General features: G+C 74.0%; 14 protein-coding genes. 2 read left to right on the plus strand and 12 right to left on the minus strand.

Annotated features, from left to right (window positions below):
• The first annotated feature begins 68 nt into the window (after window positions 1–68).
• Entirely contained in the window at window positions 69–1,028 is a 960-nt protein-coding gene (locus tag AC0B9F_RS07965; RefSeq protein WP_471999738.1) for an LLM class F420-dependent oxidoreductase, read from the plus strand.
• A gap of 117 nt (window positions 1,029–1,145) precedes the next feature.
• Here the strand turns inward: AC0B9F_RS07965 and AC0B9F_RS07970 are convergent, their stop codons facing one another.
• Window positions 1,146–1,670 carry a phage holin family protein gene (locus tag AC0B9F_RS07970; RefSeq protein WP_471999740.1) on the minus strand — a complete coding sequence of 175 codons (525 nt, stop codon included), beginning with the start codon at window positions 1,668–1,670 and terminating at the stop codon, window positions 1,146–1,148.
• Window positions 1,671–1,795: 125 nt separating this feature from the next.
• Here AC0B9F_RS07970 and AC0B9F_RS07975 point away from each other — a divergent pair, with 125 nt between their 5' ends.
• Entirely contained in the window at window positions 1,796–2,146 is a 351-nt protein-coding gene (locus tag AC0B9F_RS07975) for a VOC family protein (RefSeq protein WP_471999742.1), read from the plus strand.
• A gap of 114 nt (window positions 2,147–2,260) precedes the next feature.
• Here AC0B9F_RS07975 and AC0B9F_RS07980 read toward each other — a convergent pair whose 3' ends face one another.
• The 11 genes from AC0B9F_RS07980 to AC0B9F_RS08030 all read right to left on the minus strand — a co-directional run bounded on the left by AC0B9F_RS07980 (window position 2,261) and on the right by AC0B9F_RS08030 (window position 18,885).
• Window positions 2,261–4,216 (minus strand): DUF5107 domain-containing protein, encoded by a 1,956-nt coding sequence (locus tag AC0B9F_RS07980; protein WP_471999745.1) that lies wholly within the window; start codon window positions 4,214–4,216, stop codon window positions 2,261–2,263.
• Between the two features lie 115 nt (window positions 4,217–4,331).
• On the minus strand, window positions 4,332–4,883 hold the full coding sequence (locus AC0B9F_RS07985; RefSeq protein ID WP_471999747.1) for a GNAT family N-acetyltransferase: 552 nt from the start codon (window positions 4,881–4,883) through the stop codon (window positions 4,332–4,334).
• Between the two features lie 33 nt (window positions 4,884–4,916).
• Window positions 4,917–6,686, minus strand: coding sequence for a CocE/NonD family hydrolase (locus tag AC0B9F_RS07990; RefSeq protein WP_471999749.1), 1,770 nt, complete (start codon window positions 6,684–6,686; stop codon window positions 4,917–4,919).
• Between the two features lie 175 nt (window positions 6,687–6,861).
• Window positions 6,862–7,785 (minus strand): S66 peptidase family protein, encoded by a 924-nt coding sequence (locus AC0B9F_RS07995; protein ID WP_471999752.1) that lies wholly within the window; start codon window positions 7,783–7,785, stop codon window positions 6,862–6,864.
• Window positions 7,782–9,713: a S9 family peptidase gene (locus AC0B9F_RS08000; RefSeq protein ID WP_471999754.1), complete on the minus strand. Its 1,932-nt coding sequence runs from the start codon at window positions 9,711–9,713 to the stop codon at window positions 7,782–7,784. Before AC0B9F_RS08000 ends, AC0B9F_RS07995 begins: the two co-directional genes overlap by 4 nt.
• Before the next feature lie 12 nt (window positions 9,714–9,725).
• Window positions 9,726–11,030: a M20/M25/M40 family metallo-hydrolase gene (locus AC0B9F_RS08005; protein WP_471999756.1), complete on the minus strand. Its 1,305-nt coding sequence runs from the start codon at window positions 11,028–11,030 to the stop codon at window positions 9,726–9,728.
• Window positions 11,023–11,856, minus strand: coding sequence for a M55 family metallopeptidase (locus AC0B9F_RS08010; RefSeq protein ID WP_471999758.1), 834 nt, complete (start codon window positions 11,854–11,856; stop codon window positions 11,023–11,025). Before AC0B9F_RS08010 ends, AC0B9F_RS08005 begins: the two co-directional genes overlap by 8 nt.
• 686 nt (window positions 11,857–12,542) lie before the next feature.
• Entirely contained in the window at window positions 12,543–12,890 is a 348-nt protein-coding gene (locus AC0B9F_RS08015; protein ID WP_471999761.1) for a DoxX family protein, read from the minus strand.
• Window positions 12,891–12,994: 104 nt separating this feature from the next.
• The gene (locus AC0B9F_RS08020; RefSeq protein ID WP_471999763.1) at window positions 12,995–13,720 is read right to left on the minus strand and encodes a methyltransferase domain-containing protein; all 726 of its coding nucleotides are present in this window, start codon (window positions 13,718–13,720) and stop codon (window positions 12,995–12,997) included.
• A gap of 100 nt (window positions 13,721–13,820) precedes the next feature.
• Entirely contained in the window at window positions 13,821–16,271 is a 2,451-nt protein-coding gene (locus AC0B9F_RS08025) for an ATP-binding SpoIIE family protein phosphatase (RefSeq protein WP_471999766.1), read from the minus strand.
• 160 nt (window positions 16,272–16,431) lie between these two features.
• Window positions 16,432–18,885: an MFS transporter gene (locus AC0B9F_RS08030; RefSeq protein ID WP_471999769.1), complete on the minus strand. Its 2,454-nt coding sequence runs from the start codon at window positions 18,883–18,885 to the stop codon at window positions 16,432–16,434.
• Window positions 18,886–18,945: the final 60 nt, after the last annotated feature.

The raw sequence follows: 18,945 nt of genomic DNA on the forward strand, positions 1-18,945 counted from the left end.
ACCGGCGGAGCCCTGGGTACTCGTCGCCCGACCACGCACCCCACCCCCACCTCGCGGAGGCACCGCCCATGCCCCAGTACGGCTACTTCCTCTCCTGCGAGCAGTACGGCCCCGCGGAGCTGATCGAGCAGGCCCGGATGGCCGAGCAGGCCGGTTTCCAGGCGCTGTGGATCTCGGACCACTACCACCCGTGGAACGACGCGCAGGGCCAGAGCCCGTTCGTGTGGTCGGTGATCGGCGCCCTCTCCGAAGCCGTGTCCCTGCCCATCGAGACGGCGGTCACCTGCCCCACCGTCCGCATCCACCCCGCCGTCGTCGCGCAGGCCGCCGCGACCAGCGCGGTGATGACGAACGGCCGCTTCCGCCTGGGCGTGGGCACCGGCGAGGCCCTCAACGAGCACATCGTCGGCGGCCCGTGGCCCCCGGCGCACGTACGCCTGGAGATGCTGGAGGAATCCATCCAGGTGATGCGCCGCCTGTTCACCGGCGAGGAGGTCAACCACCACGGCACGCACTACACCGTGGAGAACGCCCGCCTGTACACGGTCCCCGACGAGCCCGTCCCCATCGACATCTCCGGCTTCGGCCCGGCGGCCGTCAAGCTGGCCTCCCGTGTGGGCGACGGCTACATCACGGTCGCTCCGGACGCGTCGATGGTGGAGCAGTACCGCAAGGGCGGCGGCGGAGCGAAACTCGTCAGCGGCGGCACCAAGGTCTGCTACGACACCGACAAGGACGCCGCTGTCCGCACGGTCCACCGTCTGTGGGCGAACGAGCAGCTGCCCGGCGAACTCAGCCAGGTGCTCCCCTCCCCCAAGCACTTCGAGCAGGCCCAGCAGCTCGTCACCGAGGACATGGTGCGCGAGAACCGGGTGTGCGGCGACGACGTGGACGAGCACGTCGCCGAGCTGCGCCAGTTCGCCGACGCCGGCTTCGACGTCGTCTACGTCAACCAGATCGGCCCCGACATGCGCGGCTTCTTCGACTTCTACCGCACCAAGGTGCTGCCGCAGCTCACCCACTCCTGAGACGCCCGACGGGCCGCGGCCCCGGCCGGGCGGACAGCCTGCCCGGGGCCGCGGCCCGTTGCCTCCGTGAGGCGCACAGGACGCGTGACGTGGTCGCGGATGTGGTCGCGTGAGGCGTCACGCCCGACGCCGGGGCGATGAAGGATCGCCGTCGTCAGGACGCGTTACGGCGCCACCCGCGGCCCCCGCTCCCGTTGCCTCCGCCCCCGTTGCCCCCGTCTCCGGGACGCCCGCGCCGGGAGCGACGGGCGGCATCGGCGGGTACGGAGGGGTCGCGGCGGGTACGGGCGCGGACGGCTGCGTGGCGCCGGCGGCGTACCCGGCCGCCCGCTCGGGGCCGGGGCGGGCCGGGGACGGCCGGGCGGCGGCGCGCAGCGCGTAGGCGGCGGCGCCCAGGACCGCGGCGGTGATCAGCGCGGCGGCCCAGGCGGGCAGAGCGAGAGCGAGCGCCAGTCCCACGGCGAGCGAGACGGCCGCGCCCGCGTACAGCGCGGCCGCGCCGGACCCTGCGTACAGCAGGGCGGTGCGGCGCCGTTCGCGCGTCTGCCGCCGCAGTTCGTCGCGCACGGTCTCGCGGGCCACCTGCGCCAGCTCGTCGACCAGGTGTTTGTCCAGATGCTCCAGGTGATCCAGCGGTTTCATGACGGTTCGGGTACCCGGCGCCACTGCGGCGTAACGGCGTGCAGTCGGCGGGAGCGGCGGCCCCCGGTCGCGGCGCCCGGAGGAAACGATCACCGGTCCGCGTGCGCCCAACTAGGCTCTGCCGTATGGAGATCCTTGGTGCCACACTCCGTGTCTGCGTCGACGACCTCGATGCCGCCGTCCCCTTCTACGAGCGGCTCGCGGGCGGCAGAGCCCTCCGCCTCGAGCGGGGCGGCGTCCAAGTCGCCGCCATCGGCTGCTTCTTGCTGATGAGTGGCCCGGCGACGGAGATCGAGGTGCTGCGCAAGGTGGCGGCGACGATCGCGGTGGCCGACGTCGACGAGGCGCACAGCGTCCTCACCGAGCTGGGCGCGCAGATCGTGGCCGGCCCGGTGCCGACGCCGGCGGGCCGCAATCTGATCGCCCGCCACCCGGACGGCGCGGTGTACGAGTACGTGGACCGCAACCGCCCCTAGCCTCACTGCCGCGCCCGTGGCCTCGCTGCCGCGCCCCTAGCCCGCCGCCGCGCCCCTGGCCTCGCCGCCGCGACCGTGGCCTGACCCCGCCGCGGGGCCGCCGCCGTCACCGCCTCACGACGGCCGCATCCGGAAGTCGTAGCGGTCCGGGAGGGGTTCGTCGGTGAGCCGGGCCCACAGCCGCCCGATCACCTCGTCCCCTTCCCTGAGGTCGGCGACCTCGAAGCCCGCGTCGAACACGGCCCGCGCCTGGACGCCGCGGCCCTCGGCGAGCAGCAGGGCCGCCTCGATCAGCCGGAACCGGCCGCGTTCCCGGGTCTCGGGGTGCAGCCGCTCCCACACGGCCCGTGCCGCGTCCGTCCGTCCGGCCGCGAGCAGCGCCTCGATGGCCTCGCGGCCGAGTGCGGCGCCGGCGGCCGTCCATTCGGGTCCGTCGCCGCGCGGCTCACGGCACAGGTCGTCGAAGGCCTCGGCGTACCGTTCGGCGGCCCGTTCCCCGTGGCCGCCCTCCCGGTCGGCGACGGCGAGGCAGCGCAGCAGCGGCCACCGCGCGGGCGCGAGCGGCAGCGCCCGTTCCCAGCTGCGCACGGCCTGGGCGCGGTCGCCGGCGTGCCACTGGGCGACTCCGAGGTGGTACTCGGTGTGCGGGGAGGCCGGCGCGGTCTCCAGCATGTCCCGCCAGTGCGGGGCGACGAGGCTCTCCCCGGGCGGCCGTTGCGGGTGCGGCGCGGGCAGCGCCCCGGTGCGCAGCAGCGTCAGCCACGGCGCCTGATCCTCGCCCAGGGTGCTCTCCGCGAAGGGCGTGCCGGGCAGCTTGAAGCCGCCGCGCAGGACCTCCAGCGCGCCCCAGCCGGAGCCGGTCGCGAGGGTATCGACGGGCTCGGTGTCGGCGTGACGCAGCCACGCGGCGTGGGCGGCGTCGACGTCGGCGGGCGGCAGTACGGCCGCCAGCCGGGCCTCGGCCCGGTCGACGACGGCGTTCCACTCCCCCTCGGGGTCGGCGTCGAGGGGGCCGTACGCCTCCAGCCAGGCGATCTCGCTCTCCTCCTCCAGCCGCACATGTTCCAGCTGGGTGCGGGCGAGGCCGGCCTGGATCTCGCAGTAGCCGCCGGTGCCGGGTTCGGTGAGCCACTGCTGCCAGCGGCGGCCGCCGGGCAGATGACCCCACACGAACAGCTTGCGTCCGCGCAGCCCGTCGGTGGAGGTCTGCACCAGGCCGTGGCCGCCTTCGTCGAGCGCGGCGATCCAGGGCCGGCGCCGCTCGGGCACGTCGTAGAAGTAGTCGGCGGCGTACGGGCTGCCCAGCGGGTAGGTGCGGTCGGCGCCGTCGTACGCCGGGACCGGGACCCGGCGCAGCCGGCGCTCGTAGCCGAAGTGGTAGGCCTCGGTGGCCGGGGCGAGCACCCGGCACTCCTCGGGGACGGCGATGTTGGACCACCAGTAGGTGGGCACGGGCCGCTCGTGCGGGTTGCGGACGCGGACGCCGACGTACAGGAAGTCGGAGCCGTCCGGCAGCCACAGGTCGACCTGGAAGGGCAGGTCGCGCAGCCGTTCCCACTCCCACAGGCGCAGCATGTCGGTGCCGTCGGGGCCGGGGACGCGGGCGGCGTGCAGGGGCGCGCAGGACAGGGTCGTATGGCCGGTGGCGCCGATGTTCCACTCGATGCCGCCGGAGTACCAGGCGCCGTTGAGGGCGAAGTTGGCGGGCTGCAACACCGGGTTGCGGTAGAGGAGTTCGCGTCCGGTCGGCTGGTGCAGCAGGGAGACGATCCGGCCGCCGAGGCCGGGCAGGACGGTGGCGCGCAGCCGGTCGTTCTCAAGGACGAGGGCGTCGAAGCGGCGCGGTGCGCGGTCGCGGCCGTAGCCGTCGCGCACCCGCACGGGCAGCAGGCCGGTCAGCGGGGCATAGCCGATCTGCCGGGCCATGTCGCGCGGCAGATCCTCCTTGTCACGGTCGTCGATGCGGTGCGTCTCGTCGAGGGCGCGCAGCGCGGGCAGCGGATTGTCCGGGCCGAGGTCCGCGGCGGACAGCGTCAGTACCTCACGTCGGATCGTCGTCACGATCACCATGGAAGCGGTTGCCCGGTGATCCGGCCAGGGTCACTGCGGGTCAGGATTGCGCAAAGCCACCGCTCGGGGCCGGTGCCGCTTACGGGCTGTGGTGCCGGACGCTCAGGACGCTCGATCAGTTGCCGGTGCGCATCTCGACGGTGAGCGCCCAGCGTTCGTGATCGCGCCAGGCCCCGTCGATGAAGAGCATCTTCGGCGAGAAGCCCTCGAGCCGGAAGCCGCAGGCGCGGGCGAGGCCGATGGAGGCGGCGTTGCCCGGCTGGACGTTGATCTCCAGCCGGTGCAGCCGCAGCGGGCCGAAGGCGTGGCCGACGACGAGGTCGAGGCCCTCCTTCATCAGCCCGCGTCCGGCCGCGTGCGCGAAGGCGCCGTAGCCGAGGGCGCCGCTGAGGAAGGCGCCCTCGACGATGTTGTTGATGTTGATGAATCCGGCGATGTCCCCGCTGTCCTTCTCGCACACCAGGAACCCGGCCTTCGACGGGTCCTCGATCAGCCGGGACGCGTACGCCGTGTAGGCGTCGGCGGTGTCCGGCGGGAACAGCCACGGGTGGTGCAGGTCCTTGCTCTCCCTGGCCCGGGCGGTGAACTCGGGGCCGTCGTCGTAGCTGAAGGGGCGTATGCCCACGCGGGGCCCTTCCGCCGGCCGGCGGGATGCGGTGTGCGGCATTCCGTCACTGTACGACGGGTGCTCCCGGGGCGCTCAGCCGCCGGTGACCGGCAGCTCCAGTACGCCGGTGTCCTGGGGTGAGCTGACCACGGTGACCGGCTTGATCCCCCGGTTGCCGGCGTACGCGTCGTCGCTGGCGGCGACCACGAACCGCAGCCGGTGGCCGGGCGCGTAGCGGTGCACGATGCCCGGCAGGGTCACGGTGAACGCCTTGGTGACGTCCGGGACGCGGACGGGCGCGACCAGGCGGTGCACCAGGGTCTGGGTGCCGTCGGGTGCCACGTCGTACAGCTTGGCGAACAGCACCAGCTTGTCGGCGGCGTTCGACGAGGTCTGTGTGCGCTCGGCCACGGGCGAGACCACCTTGAGCGTGGCGCGCGGCGCGCCGACGAGGTCCACGGGGTGCGTCAGCGGCTCGCTGGTCCAGGCGAGGCAGGTGCCCTTGGTGTCGTAGGGTGCCGGGTCGGGCAGGCCGATCAGTCCGGCCAGCGAGCTCTCCGAATGGCTCGTGGGGATCAGCCAGTTGGTGTAGGTGCGGCTGCCGCGGGCGACCTTGGCCCGGTTGTCGACGAGCTTGCCGTCGCCGGAGAGGTAGAGCTTCTGGCTGAGTGCGGGCAGGCGGCCGGCGGTGGCGTAGGTGGCCGACGGGTCGGTGATCCAGTCGCGGTAGTAGGCGAAGGCGGGCCCGGTGTCGGTTGGCTGCTTGCGCAGATAGCGGTCGAACCAGGCGAGGACGCGCCGGCCCACGTAGGAGGTCTCCAGGTTGCCGGTGGCGACGTTGAGTTCACCGGCGGCGGGGTCGGTGAGGCCGCCGCTGTGGCCCCAGGACTGCCAGATCATCTTGGCGGGTGTGCCCTGCGCCGTCAGCGCCTTGTACGTCGCGGTCGCCTCGTTGAGGTTGAACAGGCTGTCGGCCTGGCCCTGCACGAGCAGGGTGGGCGCGCTCACGTGGCGCAGGTAGCTGCGCGGGGACACGCTGCGGGCGTAGGAGAGCAGCTCGGCGGTCCGTTCGGGCGGGTAGCTGCCGGAGTCGAGCGTGCGCACGGTCCGGCAGGCCCGGGTGACGAAGTGCAGGCAGGCCAGGGAGTTGATGCGGGACGGGTCGAGACTCGGGGAGAGGAGCGGCTGCCCCTCGCCGATGAGGTAGAAGCCGTTGGTCCACTGCCACTTGAAGGCGCCGGGCACGTCGCCGGCGCCGGCCGCGTTGTTCGGGTCGAGCGAGTAGGCGAGGTCGTTCCAGGTGATGAAGGGGACGAGCGCGTCGACGCGGTGGTCGACGGAGGCGGTCGCCAGCTGGACCGCCCCGCCGTAGGAGGCGCCGATCATGCCGACGCGCGGGTCGCCCGCCCGGTCGAGGGTGACGAAGTCCGCGCGGGTGCCGTCGTCGGCGGCCCGGCTGCCGGCGAGGAAGTCGACCAGGCGGGAGGCGGCGCGGCCGTCGATGGCCGGGTCGTCCAGGGAGACCAGGCAGCCGGAATGGCCGAAGCCGAGACCGGAGTAGGTGAGGGCGACGTAGCCGCGCCGGGCGAAGGCCTTGCCGAGGGCGTCGGTCGAGCCGTCGGACTTGCTGCCGCCGAAGCCGTTGGTGGCCAGTACGGCGGGTGCCGGGTGGTCCCGGTCGGTGCCGGCCGGGCGGTACAGGTCGGCGTCGACGGCGCAGGTGCGGTCGCCCGCCTGGACGGTGAATCTCAGCGGGGTGACGGTGTACTGGCCGGTGGCGGAAGCGGGTGTGGCGGTCAGCGCCAGGGGTGTGGTCAGGGCGGCGCAGATGGCGGCGGCGAGGGCGGTTCGGGATCTGGGCACACGTCGGGGCACGTCGAAGACCTCCACACTGAGGACAACCCGAATACCGACCAGTAGGTACTGGCCGGTAGTCATGCTGTGACACGTGTCAGACGGCGGTCAATCGGCGTGACGGCGCTTTCTTGACGGAGATTCAGTGAAGACGCGCAGCGGCCGCGGCAGGCACAGTCGCCACTCACTCCAGCGCCGGCTCCTCCAGCGTCAACCTGCCTGCGTCCGTGTCGAGTTCCGCCATGACGCCGAACGGGATCGTCAACGCCCCCGGCCCGTGCCCGAATCCGAACTCCTCGGCGACGGGCACGCCGAGCCCGCCGAGCCGGTCGGCGAGCATCGCCCGGACCAGCTCGTAGGGGCCGCACTGCTCCCACGAGCCGAGCAGCACCCCGCGTACGCCCTCCAGCCAGCCGGCGCGCAGGAGTTGGGTCAGGTAACGGTCCAGGCGGTAGGGCTCCTCGCCCACGTCCTCCAGGCACAGCAGGGCGCCCCGCGCCGACGGCCGGGCGTGCTCGGTGCCCAGTTCGGCGGCGAGCAAGGACAGGCAGCCGCCGAGCAGCACGCCCCGCGCCCGCCCGGGTACCAGCGCGCCACCACAGGAGCCGATCGTGCGGACCGTGTCCGGCGCGAACAGCGTGGCCCGCAGATGCTCCTGGGCGTGGGCGTTCTTGACGAAGTCGATCCCGGCGGCCATCGGGCCGTGCAGGGTGACCAGGCCCAACCGGGTCGCGAACGCCTCGTGCAGCGCCGTGATGTCGCTGAAGCCGACGAACACCTTCGGACCGGCCGCCGCCATCGCGTCCCAGTCGAGCAGGTCGGCCATGCGCTGCACGCCGTAACCGCCCCGCGCGCACAGCACGGCGTCGACGGCCGGATCGCACCAGGCGGCCTGGAGGTCGGCGGCCCGGTCCGCGTCGGAGCCCGCGAGGTAGTCGAAGTCCCGGTGCCGGTCCAGCACATGGGGTGCCACGACCGGGTCCAGGTCCCAGCCGCGCAGCACGTCGAGCCCGGCCTGCAGCCGCTCCTCCGGGACGGGGCCGCTGGGGGCGACGACGGCCACACGGGCGCCGGGGGCGAGGCGGCGCGGCCGCAGCAGCGGCTTCACTTGGTCAGCTCCAGCCGCGGGACGCCTGTCACATCCAGCCCGAACACCTGGGCGTACAGGGACAGTTCCGCCTCCAGGGCGCGCACCATGGTCTCGGCCCGCCGGAAGCCGTGGCCCTCCCCCTCGAAGGCGATGTAGGCGTGCGGCAGCCGCCGGCCCTCGATGCGGGCGAGGAACCGCTCGCACTGATCCGGTGGGCAGATCACGTCGTCGAGCCCCTGCAGCAGCAGGAAGGGCGCGGTGATCCGGTCGGCGTGCGTCAGGGGCGAACGCCCGGCGTAGCGCTCCGGGCTGAACGGCCCGACGAGGGAGTCGAGATAGCGGGACTCGAAGTCGTGGGTGCCGCCCGACGCCCAGCCGGTGAGGTCGAGCACCGGGTAGATGATCGTGCCGCAGGCGTAGAGGTCCGTCGTGGCCAGGGAGGCGGCCGCGGTCCAGCCGCCGGCGCTGCCGCCGCGGATCGCCAGCCGGGCCCGGTCGGCGGCGCCCTCCTCGGCGAGGGCGAGCGCGACGGCCGCGCAGTCCTCCACGTCGACCACGCCCCACTGCTCCCGCAGCCGCTCGCGGTAGGCGCGCCCGTACCCGGTGGAGCCGCCGTAGTTGACCTCGGCGACGCCGATGCCGCGCGAGGTGAAGTAGGCGATCTCCAGGTCCAGCACGAGCGGGGACCGGCTGGTGGGCCCGCCGTGCGCCCACACGACGTACGGGGGCAGCTCGCCGTCCGGTGCCGCGCAGTGCGGGTGGTGGGGCGGGTACACGTGCGCGTGGATCTCGCGTCCGCCGGGACCGGTGAAGGTCCGGGTCTGCGGCTCGGGGCAGTAGGCGGGGTCGACGGCGTCCTCGTGGGCGGCGCCGACCACCCTGGCGCGTCCGGTGCGGGTGTCCAGCTCGACCACCTCGGGCCCGGTGCGCGGGCTCGCGCCGACGGCGAGGACCCGGTCGCCGTGCACGGCGAGGGTGGCGGCGAACTCGGTCCACGGGCCGACCGCGTCGGCCAGGTCGCCGGTCTCCGGGTCCAGTATCCCGAGTGCGGCGGGTCCGCGGCCGTGCAGCACGGCGATCAGTCCGCTGTCCAGCGGCGCGAACCAGCGCTGCCCCAGCGTCCACAGCGGCCCGCCGAACTCCTCCTCGCGCGGGCAGAGCGGCTCGCCGTCGCGGTAGAGGTTCCACCAGCCGGTGCGGTCGCTCGCGTACAGCAGCCGCCCGTCCGCCGACCAGTCGGCCTGCGCGACGGACTCCTGCGCACCGCCCGCGACGACCCGCGGCTCGGCGAAGGCGCCGTCCGCGCCGACGTCGGCGACCAGCAGCTCGGTGCCGTCCCACGGCATCCGCGGATGGTCCCACGCCAGCCAGGCCGCCCGGCGCCCGTCCGGTGCGAGCCGCGGCCCGGAGACGAACCGGTGCCGCTCGCCGGTCAGTTCGCGCACCGCGCCCCGGTCCTCGGCGGCCGATCCGTCCAGCGGTACGGCGGCCAGGACACGTCGCACGTCGGTGGGCGCCGGGCCGGTGAACTCCTCCAGCACGCACCACACCTCGCCGCGGTCGAGCAGGATCTGCGGCTCGGCCCAGCGCGGCCCCGCCGGGGTGAGCGGGCGGGGCTCGCCGCCGGGCTCGTACCTGTACAGCCGCTGGTCGGCGAAGTGCGTGAACACCACGAGCGGCCGGCCCCGGTCCAGAACCCCGGCCCAGGGCCGTCCGCCGTACTCGATGACCCGGCTGCGCACGTTCCACGGCGCGGGCAGCACCGGCTCCGCGCGGCCGTCGGCGTGCCGCCGCACCAGGGCGCGCCGGCCGCCCTCGGTGGGGCGCGGCTCGGTCCACCAGGCCTCGTCGCCGACGAAGCCGACGTGCTCGGGGCGCCCGTCGTGGGCCGCGGCGAGCGCCGCGTCGACCGGCGACGGCCACGATCCGTAGGGCAGGATCTGCACGGTGAGTCTCTCCTAGGCGGTGCGCAGGAAACGGTCGAGGACCCGGACGCCGAAGTGCAGGGCGTCGACGGGTACGCGCTCGTCGACGCCGTGGAAGAGGGCCTGGTAGTCGAAGCCCTCGGGCAGCTTCAGCGGGGTGAAGCCGTAGCCGGTGATGCCGAGCCGCGAGAACTGCTTGGCGTCGGTGCCGCCGGACATGCAGTACGGCACCACGTGCCCCTCCGGCGCGAACTCCTCCACGGCGGACCGCATCTTGGCGTACGTCGGTGAGTCCAGCGGTGCCTGGAGGGCGACCTCGCGATGGTGGAAGTCCCAGTCGACGTCCGGCCCGGTGAGGTCGTCGAGGGTGGCGCGGAACTCGTCCTCGTGGCCCGGGAGACAGCGCCCGTCGACGTGGGCGACGGCCTCGCCGGGGATGACGTTGACCTTGTAACCGGCGTCCAGCATGGTCGGATTGGCGCTGTTGCGGATCGTGGCCTCGACCAGCTGGGCGGCCGGGCCGAGCTTGCCCAGCAGCGCGTCCACGTCGTCGAGGTCGGGCTCGACGCCGTACAGCGCGGCGAGTTCGGTGAGCGCGGCCCGCACGGTCGGGGTCAGCCGTGCCGGCCAGCTGTGCTCGCCGATGCGGGTGACGGCGGCGGCGAGCCGGGTCACCGCGTTCTCCCGGTTGACCTTGGAGCCGTGTCCGGCCCGGCCGCGCGCGGTCAGCTTCAGCCAGGCGGTGCCGCGCTCGCCGGCGGCGATGGGGTAGATCTGCCGCCCGGAACCGTCGTGGAAGGTGAAGGCGCCGGACTCGCTGACGCCCTCGGTGCAGCCCTCGAACAGGTGCGGGTGATGGTCGGCGAGGAAGCCGGAGCCGTCCTCGGCGCTGGCCTCCTCGTCGGCGGTGAACGCGACGACGACGTCCCGGCGGGGCCGGAAGCCCTCGCGGGCCCAGGCTCGCACGACGGCGAGGATCATCGCGTCCATGTTCTTCATGTCGACGGCCCCGCGCCCCCACACGACGCCGTCGCGCACCTCCCCGGAGAAGGGGTCCACGCTCCAGTCCCGCGCCTCGGCCGGTACGACGTCCAGGTGACCGTGGAGCAGCAGCGCGTCCGCGGACGGGTCGGTGCCCTCGATACGGGCGACGACGTTGGTACGGCCCGGCGTCCGCTCCAGCAGCACGGGCTCCAGACCTGCCCCGGCGAGCCGCTCGGCGGCGTACTCGGCGGCGGGCCGCTCCCGGCAGTCGCCGCCGCCTCGGTTGGTGGTGTCGATACGGATGAGGCCGGAGGTGAAGTCGACGACCTCCTCCAGGGCCTGCTGGTCAGCCATACTGCTCCTCCACGGCGGCCGAGGCGATGGTGGTGACCGCCTTGAACGTGCGGATCCCCTCGTACATGGTGTCGCTGGTGTACGCCACCTTCCGCTCCCCGATCCGGCCGACGCCCGGCACGACGGTCGCGGCCATCGCCAGGTGCTCGGCGTCGAACTCGACGGCGACCGTGAACGGGCCTGCGGCGACCGCTTCCTGACGGACCGCCAGTCGCGCGGCCTCCTTGGCGGCGGCGCGGATGTCGGCGGCGGTGCGGGCGGGGGTGCGGCACACGGCGGCGTACCGCGACACATGGTCCTTGACGGCGACCTTCAGCGCCTCGGGGGCGTAGCCGAGGGCGTCCTCGCAGGCGACGTCGTCACCGGTCACCAGGACCACGGGGACCCCGTACTCGGCGACCACATGAGCGTTCAGCAGACCCTCGCTGGCCCGTACGTCGTTCAGCCAGACACCGGTGATCTGGTTGGCGAGGTAGGTGTGCGCGAGGACGCCCTCCATGCCGGCGCCCGCGTGGTAGCCGACGAAGGCGATGCCGTCGATGTCGCCGTGCTGCACGCCCTCGACCATCGACAGGTCCTTGTGCCGGCCGGTGAGCATCTGCGCCCGCTCGTCGAGCCGCTCCAGCAGCAGGTTGCGCATGGTCCAGTGGGCCTCGTTGACGACCACCTCGTCCGCGCCGCCGTCGAAGAAACCCCGCACGGCCGCGTCGACGTCGGAGGTGAACATGGCCCGGCACCGCTCCCACTGCGGCGTCCCCGGCAGCACGTCGGCCGGCCAGGTGACCCCCGTGGCCCCCTCCATGTCGGCACTGATGAGGATCTTCATGCTGCGCCACGTTACGCGCCGAGCGCCCCACCGACCAGGCTCCCGCCCCGGTGTCCCGCCCACAGCGCCGGCAGTTCCCCACGGCACCCCGAACACGGCACGCCCCGCCCACACGGGAACGCCCAGCCCCCGGACGCCCCGCACCCCGAGACCGACCACGGGGGGCGCCCCGAAGCCGACGGAACCCCCGGCGTGGGTCCGGAGCGCCTGGAACGACAACAGACCACCGGGCGGCCCAGCCCGCCGGAGCCGACCACCAAGAGACGGCACCAAGTCCCCGCACCGCCCGGGTCCGCAGGCCCAACCGCCGGAGGCGGCGCCAGGCCACCGACCCCTGCGCAGAAGCCGACCGCCCAGAGCCGTGCCAAGCGCCCGCGCACCGACCGCAGACCCAGCCGCCAGGGGCCGCATCCGAGCCACCCGGCACTCCAGCACCGGAGCCGACCGCCGGGGACGACGCCGGCGGCCCGAGCGGCCCGGGCCCCGTGGCAGGCGCGTGCGACCGGGAGGAGCCCGGAACGGGGAGCCACGCGGCGCGCCGGCGCGCGAGGGTGGCGGCATGCCGGTGGGCGAGCCCGCCTCGGCACGGCCCGCACGCCGTAGGCGCGTGGCGGCCGCCACGCGCGGCCGAGCCGCCGGTGCGTGCGGCCGGGCGTTGCGCGGTTCCGTGGGGCCCCGTGGCGTGCTCAGGCCGCCAGGCCCAGGGACAGTGACGCGACCGCCGGTGTCGCGTACACCAGGGGGAACGGGACGTGGGAGAACCAGCGGGCGCGCAGGACGGTGATGACCGCGCCGAGGAAGTACAGGACCAGGCCGGCCGCGGCCAGCCGGCCGATCACGGGTACGGCCAGGACGACCAGCAGACCGGCCGCGCCGGCGGCCTTGGCCGCGCCCAGCCACGGCCACCAGGCGCGCGGGACGCCGTAGTCGGCCAGCGGCTTGACGGTCCACTCGGCCCGGAGGAAGACCGCGCCGGCGGAGAAGGCCGCCATGGCGGCTGCGAGGACGGTGACGACCAGGTATGCGGTGGACATGGCCACCTGCTCCTTGGGTGGGCGGCCGCTGCGCTGTCACCGGTCTGACGGACCGCGACGCGTGGATGTGACCGGCGCAGGGCCGCCCCGCCCCGTGACCCTGGTCACACGGGCGTGCGGGCCAGCACGAACCAGTGCGCGGGCAGTTCCAGGAGGGTGCCGTCGGGCAGGTACTCGGTCTGCGCCAGCGCCGTGTCACCCTCGGCGAGGATCTCCAGACCGGCTCCACTCAGCAGGTGCCGGATCTCCTCGTCGGGGGCGTCGGCCGGCTTGAGCCCGTGCTCGAAGACCCGGCGCAGCTTGGGCCCCGGCCCGTCCGGCCCCTGCGCGGCCCGCTTCAGCACCTCGCGGGAGCCGGAGGTCAGCTCGACGACGAAGGCCCGGCCGCGGGCCCCCAGGAGCTCGGCGACGGCTGCCGCGACCGCGGACCGGGCCTCCGGTTCGCTCTGGTGGATGACCGCCCGCATATAGACGTTGGTGTCGCCGAGCCGCTCGTGCAGCGCGCGCACACCGTCGGTGTCGGTGAGGTCGAGCTGCTGGAACTCCACCCCGTCGCCCTCCCCGCCGCGCCGCGCGTGCTCGACGGCGGCGTGCGACAGGTCGACGCCGACGGCCCGCGCGAACCGGGTGGCGAGATAGCGGGTCTGGGTGCCGTTGCCGCAGCCGAGGTCGACGACCGGCAGGGCCGCGTCGGCGTGGGGCAGCAGCAGCTCGGTGTGCGGGACGGCGGTCAGTTCCGCTCCGGCGTCCCAGATCGCCTCGCCGGGCTCGTCGGAGGTCTTCTCCCAGTAACTCTCCCAGGCGTTGCGGTAGTTGTCCGAGACGTTCATACGTGCTCCCCAGAGTCGGCGTCGTGATCGACATATCGCGGCGCCCGAGGGCACGGCAAGGGGTGGGGAGCATGCTTTCACCGGATGTTCGACGGGATCGTCAGGACGTCAGCGCCTGTTCGAACCACACGGTCTTGCCGTTGCCGTGCACGCTGGCGCCCCACTCCCGCGCCAGCCGGCTGACCACCCGCAGCCCCCGCCCGTACTCCTCCTGCTGCCCGCTGCCGAGCAGCGCGGGCAACTCGGCTCCCTCGTCGGTGACTTCGACGAGCAGCGCGTCGGCGAGGACGAGCCGCAGCCCGATCCGGCGGCCGCCGGTGTGCCGTACGGCGTTGGTGACGACCTCGCTGACGAGCAGCTGTGCCGTCTCCACGGCGTGGGCCAGGTCCCAGCGCAGCAGTTGGTCGCGGACCAGCCGGCGGGCGCGGCCCACCTCGCGCGGGTCGTGGTCGAGCGGCCACTCGGCGATGTGGCCGGCGGGGATGCCGTTGAGCCGGGCCATGAGGAGCGCGACGTCGTCCCCGCGTTCGCCGCGCGTGTTGAGGGCCCGGATGATGGTGTCGCAGGCGTCGTCCATGGAGGCCGCGGGGTGGGCGGCGGACTCGCACAGCGCGGCCAGCCCGTCCCCGATGTCGGCGCCGCGCACCTCGACGAGCCCGTCGGTGCACAGCACGAGCCGGTCGCCGGGCGCCACCCGCACCACCGCGGTCTCGAAGGGGACGCCGCCGATGCCGACGGGCGCGCCGGTCGGCAGGTCGAGCAGCTCGCTGCGGCCGTCCTCGGCGCGCACCAGCACCGGCGGGATGTGCCCGGCGTTGGAGATCCTCAGCTCCCCGTGGATCGGGTCGTACACGGCGTACAGGCAGGTGGCGAGGTAGGTCTCGCCGAGCCGCCGGGCCAGGTCGTCGAGGTGGCGCAGCAGCTGGGCGGGCGGCACCTCCATGGCGGCCATGGTCTGCACGGCCGTACGCAACTGGCCCATCATGGCGGCCGAGTTCAGGCCGTGGCCCATGACGTCGCCGACGACGAGGGCGGTGCGGGCGCCGGGCAGTTTGATGGTGTCGAACCAGTCGCCGCCGACCCGGCCGAGGCGGGTGCCGGGCAGATAGCGGGTGGCGGTGTCGCAGCCCGGCATGCGCGGGGCGACCTGCGGCAGCATGCTGTCCTGGAGGGTCTCGGCGACGTTCTCCTGGTAGGTGTACATGCGGGCGTTGTCGAGCACCAGGCCCGCGCGGGCGGCGAGTTCGGCGCCGGTGGTGCGGTCCATGTCGTCGAAGGCGGCGCGGTCGGGGCGGCGCATGAGCACCATGAAGCCGAGGACGACGTTGCGCGCCTTGAGCGGCACGATCAGCAGGGACCGTCCGGTGATCAGGGGCCGGAGGTCGCGTTTTTCGAACTCGCCGGAGATCCGCTCGCTCAGCTCCGGGCTCACCCGCTCGATGAGGACCGGTTCGCCGGTGACCATGCACCGGTAGAAGGGCGTGTGCTCCGGGAAGGCGAAGGTCTCGCCGACCGGGACGGTGTCGTCCCAGCGGCCCGGTTCGTCGTTGTGCTCGACCCAGACGCGGTGCATCACGGTCTGCGCGTCCGGCGGCCCGTCCGGGAAGTCCTCCCCCGCCAGGACGGCCGCGCGCAGATGGGTGCCCGCGAAGTCCGCGAAGCGGGGCACCGCGGCGCTGGTGACCTCGCGGATGGTCGCGTCAAGATCGAGGGAGGAGCCGATGCCCCGGCTCACCTCGTTGAGGAACTCCAGCCGCTCGCGTACGGCCGCGTACTCCAGGTCCTCCTCGGCGCCCGCCGGTACGGCCGCCGGCGCCGCCGCCCGGGTCCGCGCGGCGGCGGCCGCCGCGCCCCGGTCGGCGCGGCGCGGCACGCCCCAGTCGGGGGTGACGGGCACCCGGTCGAACTGGCTGAACTCCAGGACGGGGTAGCCCAGTTCGAGCACCTGGGAGATGATCCGGGCGCTGCGGCCGGGGCCCATGTTGGGCAGGATCTCCGGCAGCCGGCGGGCCAGGCCCTCGGCGTCGGGCAGTTCGGTGTGACGGGCGAAGCCGGGCGAGATCCGTTCGATCAGCTCGTCGTCGTAGCCGCGTTCGGCGTGCAGCCGGGCCGCGTCGGCGGCGAGCACGAGCAGCCGCGCGGAGTCGGGGCCGACCAGCGGGTAGGCCCACCACAGGACGTCCAGCCGGTCCGCCCGGCCGGGGTGGGCGACGCGCGCCCGTCCCGCCGCCGGGTAGGCGGTGCGGCCGCCGAGCGAGGCGTCCAGGCCGGGGCCGAGGCCGTCGTACGCCTCGTACGCGTCCAGTGTCGGCGCGTCCTCCGGGTCCTCGGGCAGCGCGCCGGAGACCGGGAGCAGATCGACGGCCGCGCGGCCCACGGCGTCCTCGCGTGCGGTGCCGAACAGCCGTCGCGCGCCGGTGCTCCAGTGCGACACCAGGCCGCCCCGGTCGACGACGACCACGGCGAGCGGAATCCGCCCGGCGTCCGTCCGTGCGGCCCGGTCCCCGGCCGCGCGGCCGGGGTGCGCGCCCGTTTCGGTGCCATGGTCCATGACCCAGGCCCCTTCTCCCCCTCGACGTCACGTGGGTTCCCCGTGGGTGCCGCGCACTCAAGATCTGCGCCGCTCTCCCACGGTACGGTGACCGCGCACCGCGGTGTACGGCAATCACGGTAATTGCCGCGACCGGATGCGCCGGCGCTCACCCGGCAGCTCAGTCCTCGTGGCCGAGTTGCAGGTCCCGTTCGGTACGGCCGCCGCCGGCCACCTGCAGGACGGTGGCGACGGGCGGGTAGCCGGCGGCGATGACGGTGTACTCGCCGGACGACAGGTCGACGAAGCGGAATGTGCCGTCCGCCCCGGTGGTGAGGGTGTCGACGACGTTGCCGGCCGCGTCGAGCAGCGTCACGCGCGCGTCCTCCACCGGCCGTCCGGCGCTCGCCCGCACGGTGCCGCGCAGCACGGCGCCGCCCGCGAGTTCGACGTCCTGCCGGGTCTCGCGGGAGGCCTGCACGGTGACCGGGAGGGCCGCGGGGCGGAAGGCGGGGGCGCTGGCGGCGAGGGTGTACTCGCCGGCGACGAGTTCGGTGATGACGTAGCCGCCCTCGCGTCCGCTGCGGGTGGTGGCGACGACCTCGCCGTGCACGTTGGTGAGGGTGACGATGGCGTCCCGCACCGGGGTGCCGTCGGCGGTGAGCACGCTGCCCGCGAGGCGTCCGGCGCCACCGAGGACGACGTCGAGCTCGACGGGCCGCTCGCCGACGGTCACGGAGACGGCCTGCGGCTGGTGCCCGCCCGCGGCGGCGATGAGGACGTACGACCCGGAGCCGGGCGTGGCCAGCGCGTACCGCCCGTCCTCGCCGCTGGCGCCCCGGCCGATCTGCTGCCCGGCGATGTCGATGAGGGTGAGCGCCGCGCGGGGCACGACGGTGCCGTCGGGGTGCTGGACCGTGCCGCAGACGGGGATTCCGGCGCTGTGGGGCGGGCGATGCGAGCCGGTGGTCCCCCCGGCCGACGGCTGGGGGCGGGCCTGCGGGACGCTCGCGTGCACGGGCCCGGTCTCCGTCTCGGGAGCGGGGGCGTTGTGGGACTCTGCAGTGGTCAACAGGGGGGTCTCCTTGAGGAAGAAGGCGATGAGCAGGCCGAGGACGAGGACCGGCACCAGGTAGAGGAAGATGCGCGGCATGGCGTCGGCGTACGCCTGGATGTAGGCGTCGCGCAGCGCGGGCGGCAGCCGGTGGACGAGTTGCGGGGTGAGGGACTCGGCGTCCGGCAGGGCGGCACCCGCACGTGCCGGGAGGTGGTCGGCGAGGGCGTCGGTGAGCCGGCCGGCGAAGAGGGTGCCGAAGATCGCGGCGCCGACGCTGCCGCCGATCTGCCGGAAGTAGTTGTTGGCGCTGGTGGCGGTGCCGAGGTCGGCGGGGCGTACGGAGTTCTGCACGGCGAGCACCAGGACGGGCATCACCATGCCGATGCCCGCGCCGAGGACGGCCATCCAGATGCTGTAGTGCAGCCGGGGGGTGTCCACTTCGAGCCGGGACAGCAGCCACATGCCGAGCGCGGAGACGGCGCCGCCGAGCACCGGGTAGAGCTTGTAGCGCCCGGTGTGGCTGATGAGCTGGCCGGAGACGATGGAGGCGACGACGATGCCGCCCATCATGGGCAGCATCAGCAGTCCGGACTCGGTGGCGGAGGCCCCGTCGACCATCTGCAGGAAGGTCGGCAGATAGCTGGCGGCGCCGAAGAGAGCGACGCCGATCACCAGTCCGACGAGCGCCGAGACGTTGAAGACGGAGTCGCGGAACAGGCGCAGCGGGATGAGGGGTTCGGCCGCGCGGTGCTCGGTGAGCAGGAACAGCGCGGCGGCGACGAGCGCGCCGGCGCCGAGGCCGACGATGACGCGTGAGCCCCAGGCGTACTCGGTGCCGCCCCAACTGGTCAGCAGCACCAGGCAGGTGGAGGCGGCGGCGAGCAGCAGGGTGCCGAGGATGTCGAAGCGGGGCCGGGCGGTGGGCTTCGGCAGTTTCAGCACGGCGGTGACGACGGCGAGGGTGAGCAGGCCGAAGGGGACGTTGATGTAGAAGCACCAGCGCCAGGAGAGGTGATCGGTGAAGTAGCCGCCGAGCAGGGGTCCGGCGACGGAGGCGAGGCCGAAGGCGGCGCCGATCAGGCCCATGAACCGGCCGCGCTGCCGGGGCGGCACGATGTCCGCGATGATCGCCTGAACGCCGATCATCAGGCCGCCCGCACCGACGCCCTGCACGGCCCGGAAGGCGATCAGCTGGTCCATGCTCTGCGCCCGGCCGGCGAGCGCCGAGCCGACGACGAACGCCGCGATCGCGAACTGGAAGACGCTCTTGCGGCCGAGCAGGTCACCGAGCTTGCCGTAGACGGGCAGTCCGACGGTCGAGGTGAGCAGGTAGGCGGTGATCGCCCAGCTCATCCGCTCCAGGCCGTGCAGTTCGCCGACGATCTTCGGCAGGGCCGTGGCGACGATCATCTGGTCCAGCGCGGCGAGCAGCAGCGCGAGCATCAGGCCGAGGAAGACCAGGCGGACCCGGCGGGGGCTGAGCCCGGCCGGATCGCCGGGCTCGGGCGCGGGAGGTGCGGGCGGCGCCGCGACCGGCGCCTCCCGCAGCTCCTCCTGCGTCAGGGTGATCCCGCCCACGTGCCGCTCCCCTCGTCGCACCTGCCACACAATTCCCGCGTAAGGCGACAACTACGGGCA

This window comes from Streptomyces sp. NPDC097129, from assembly GCF_055668065.1.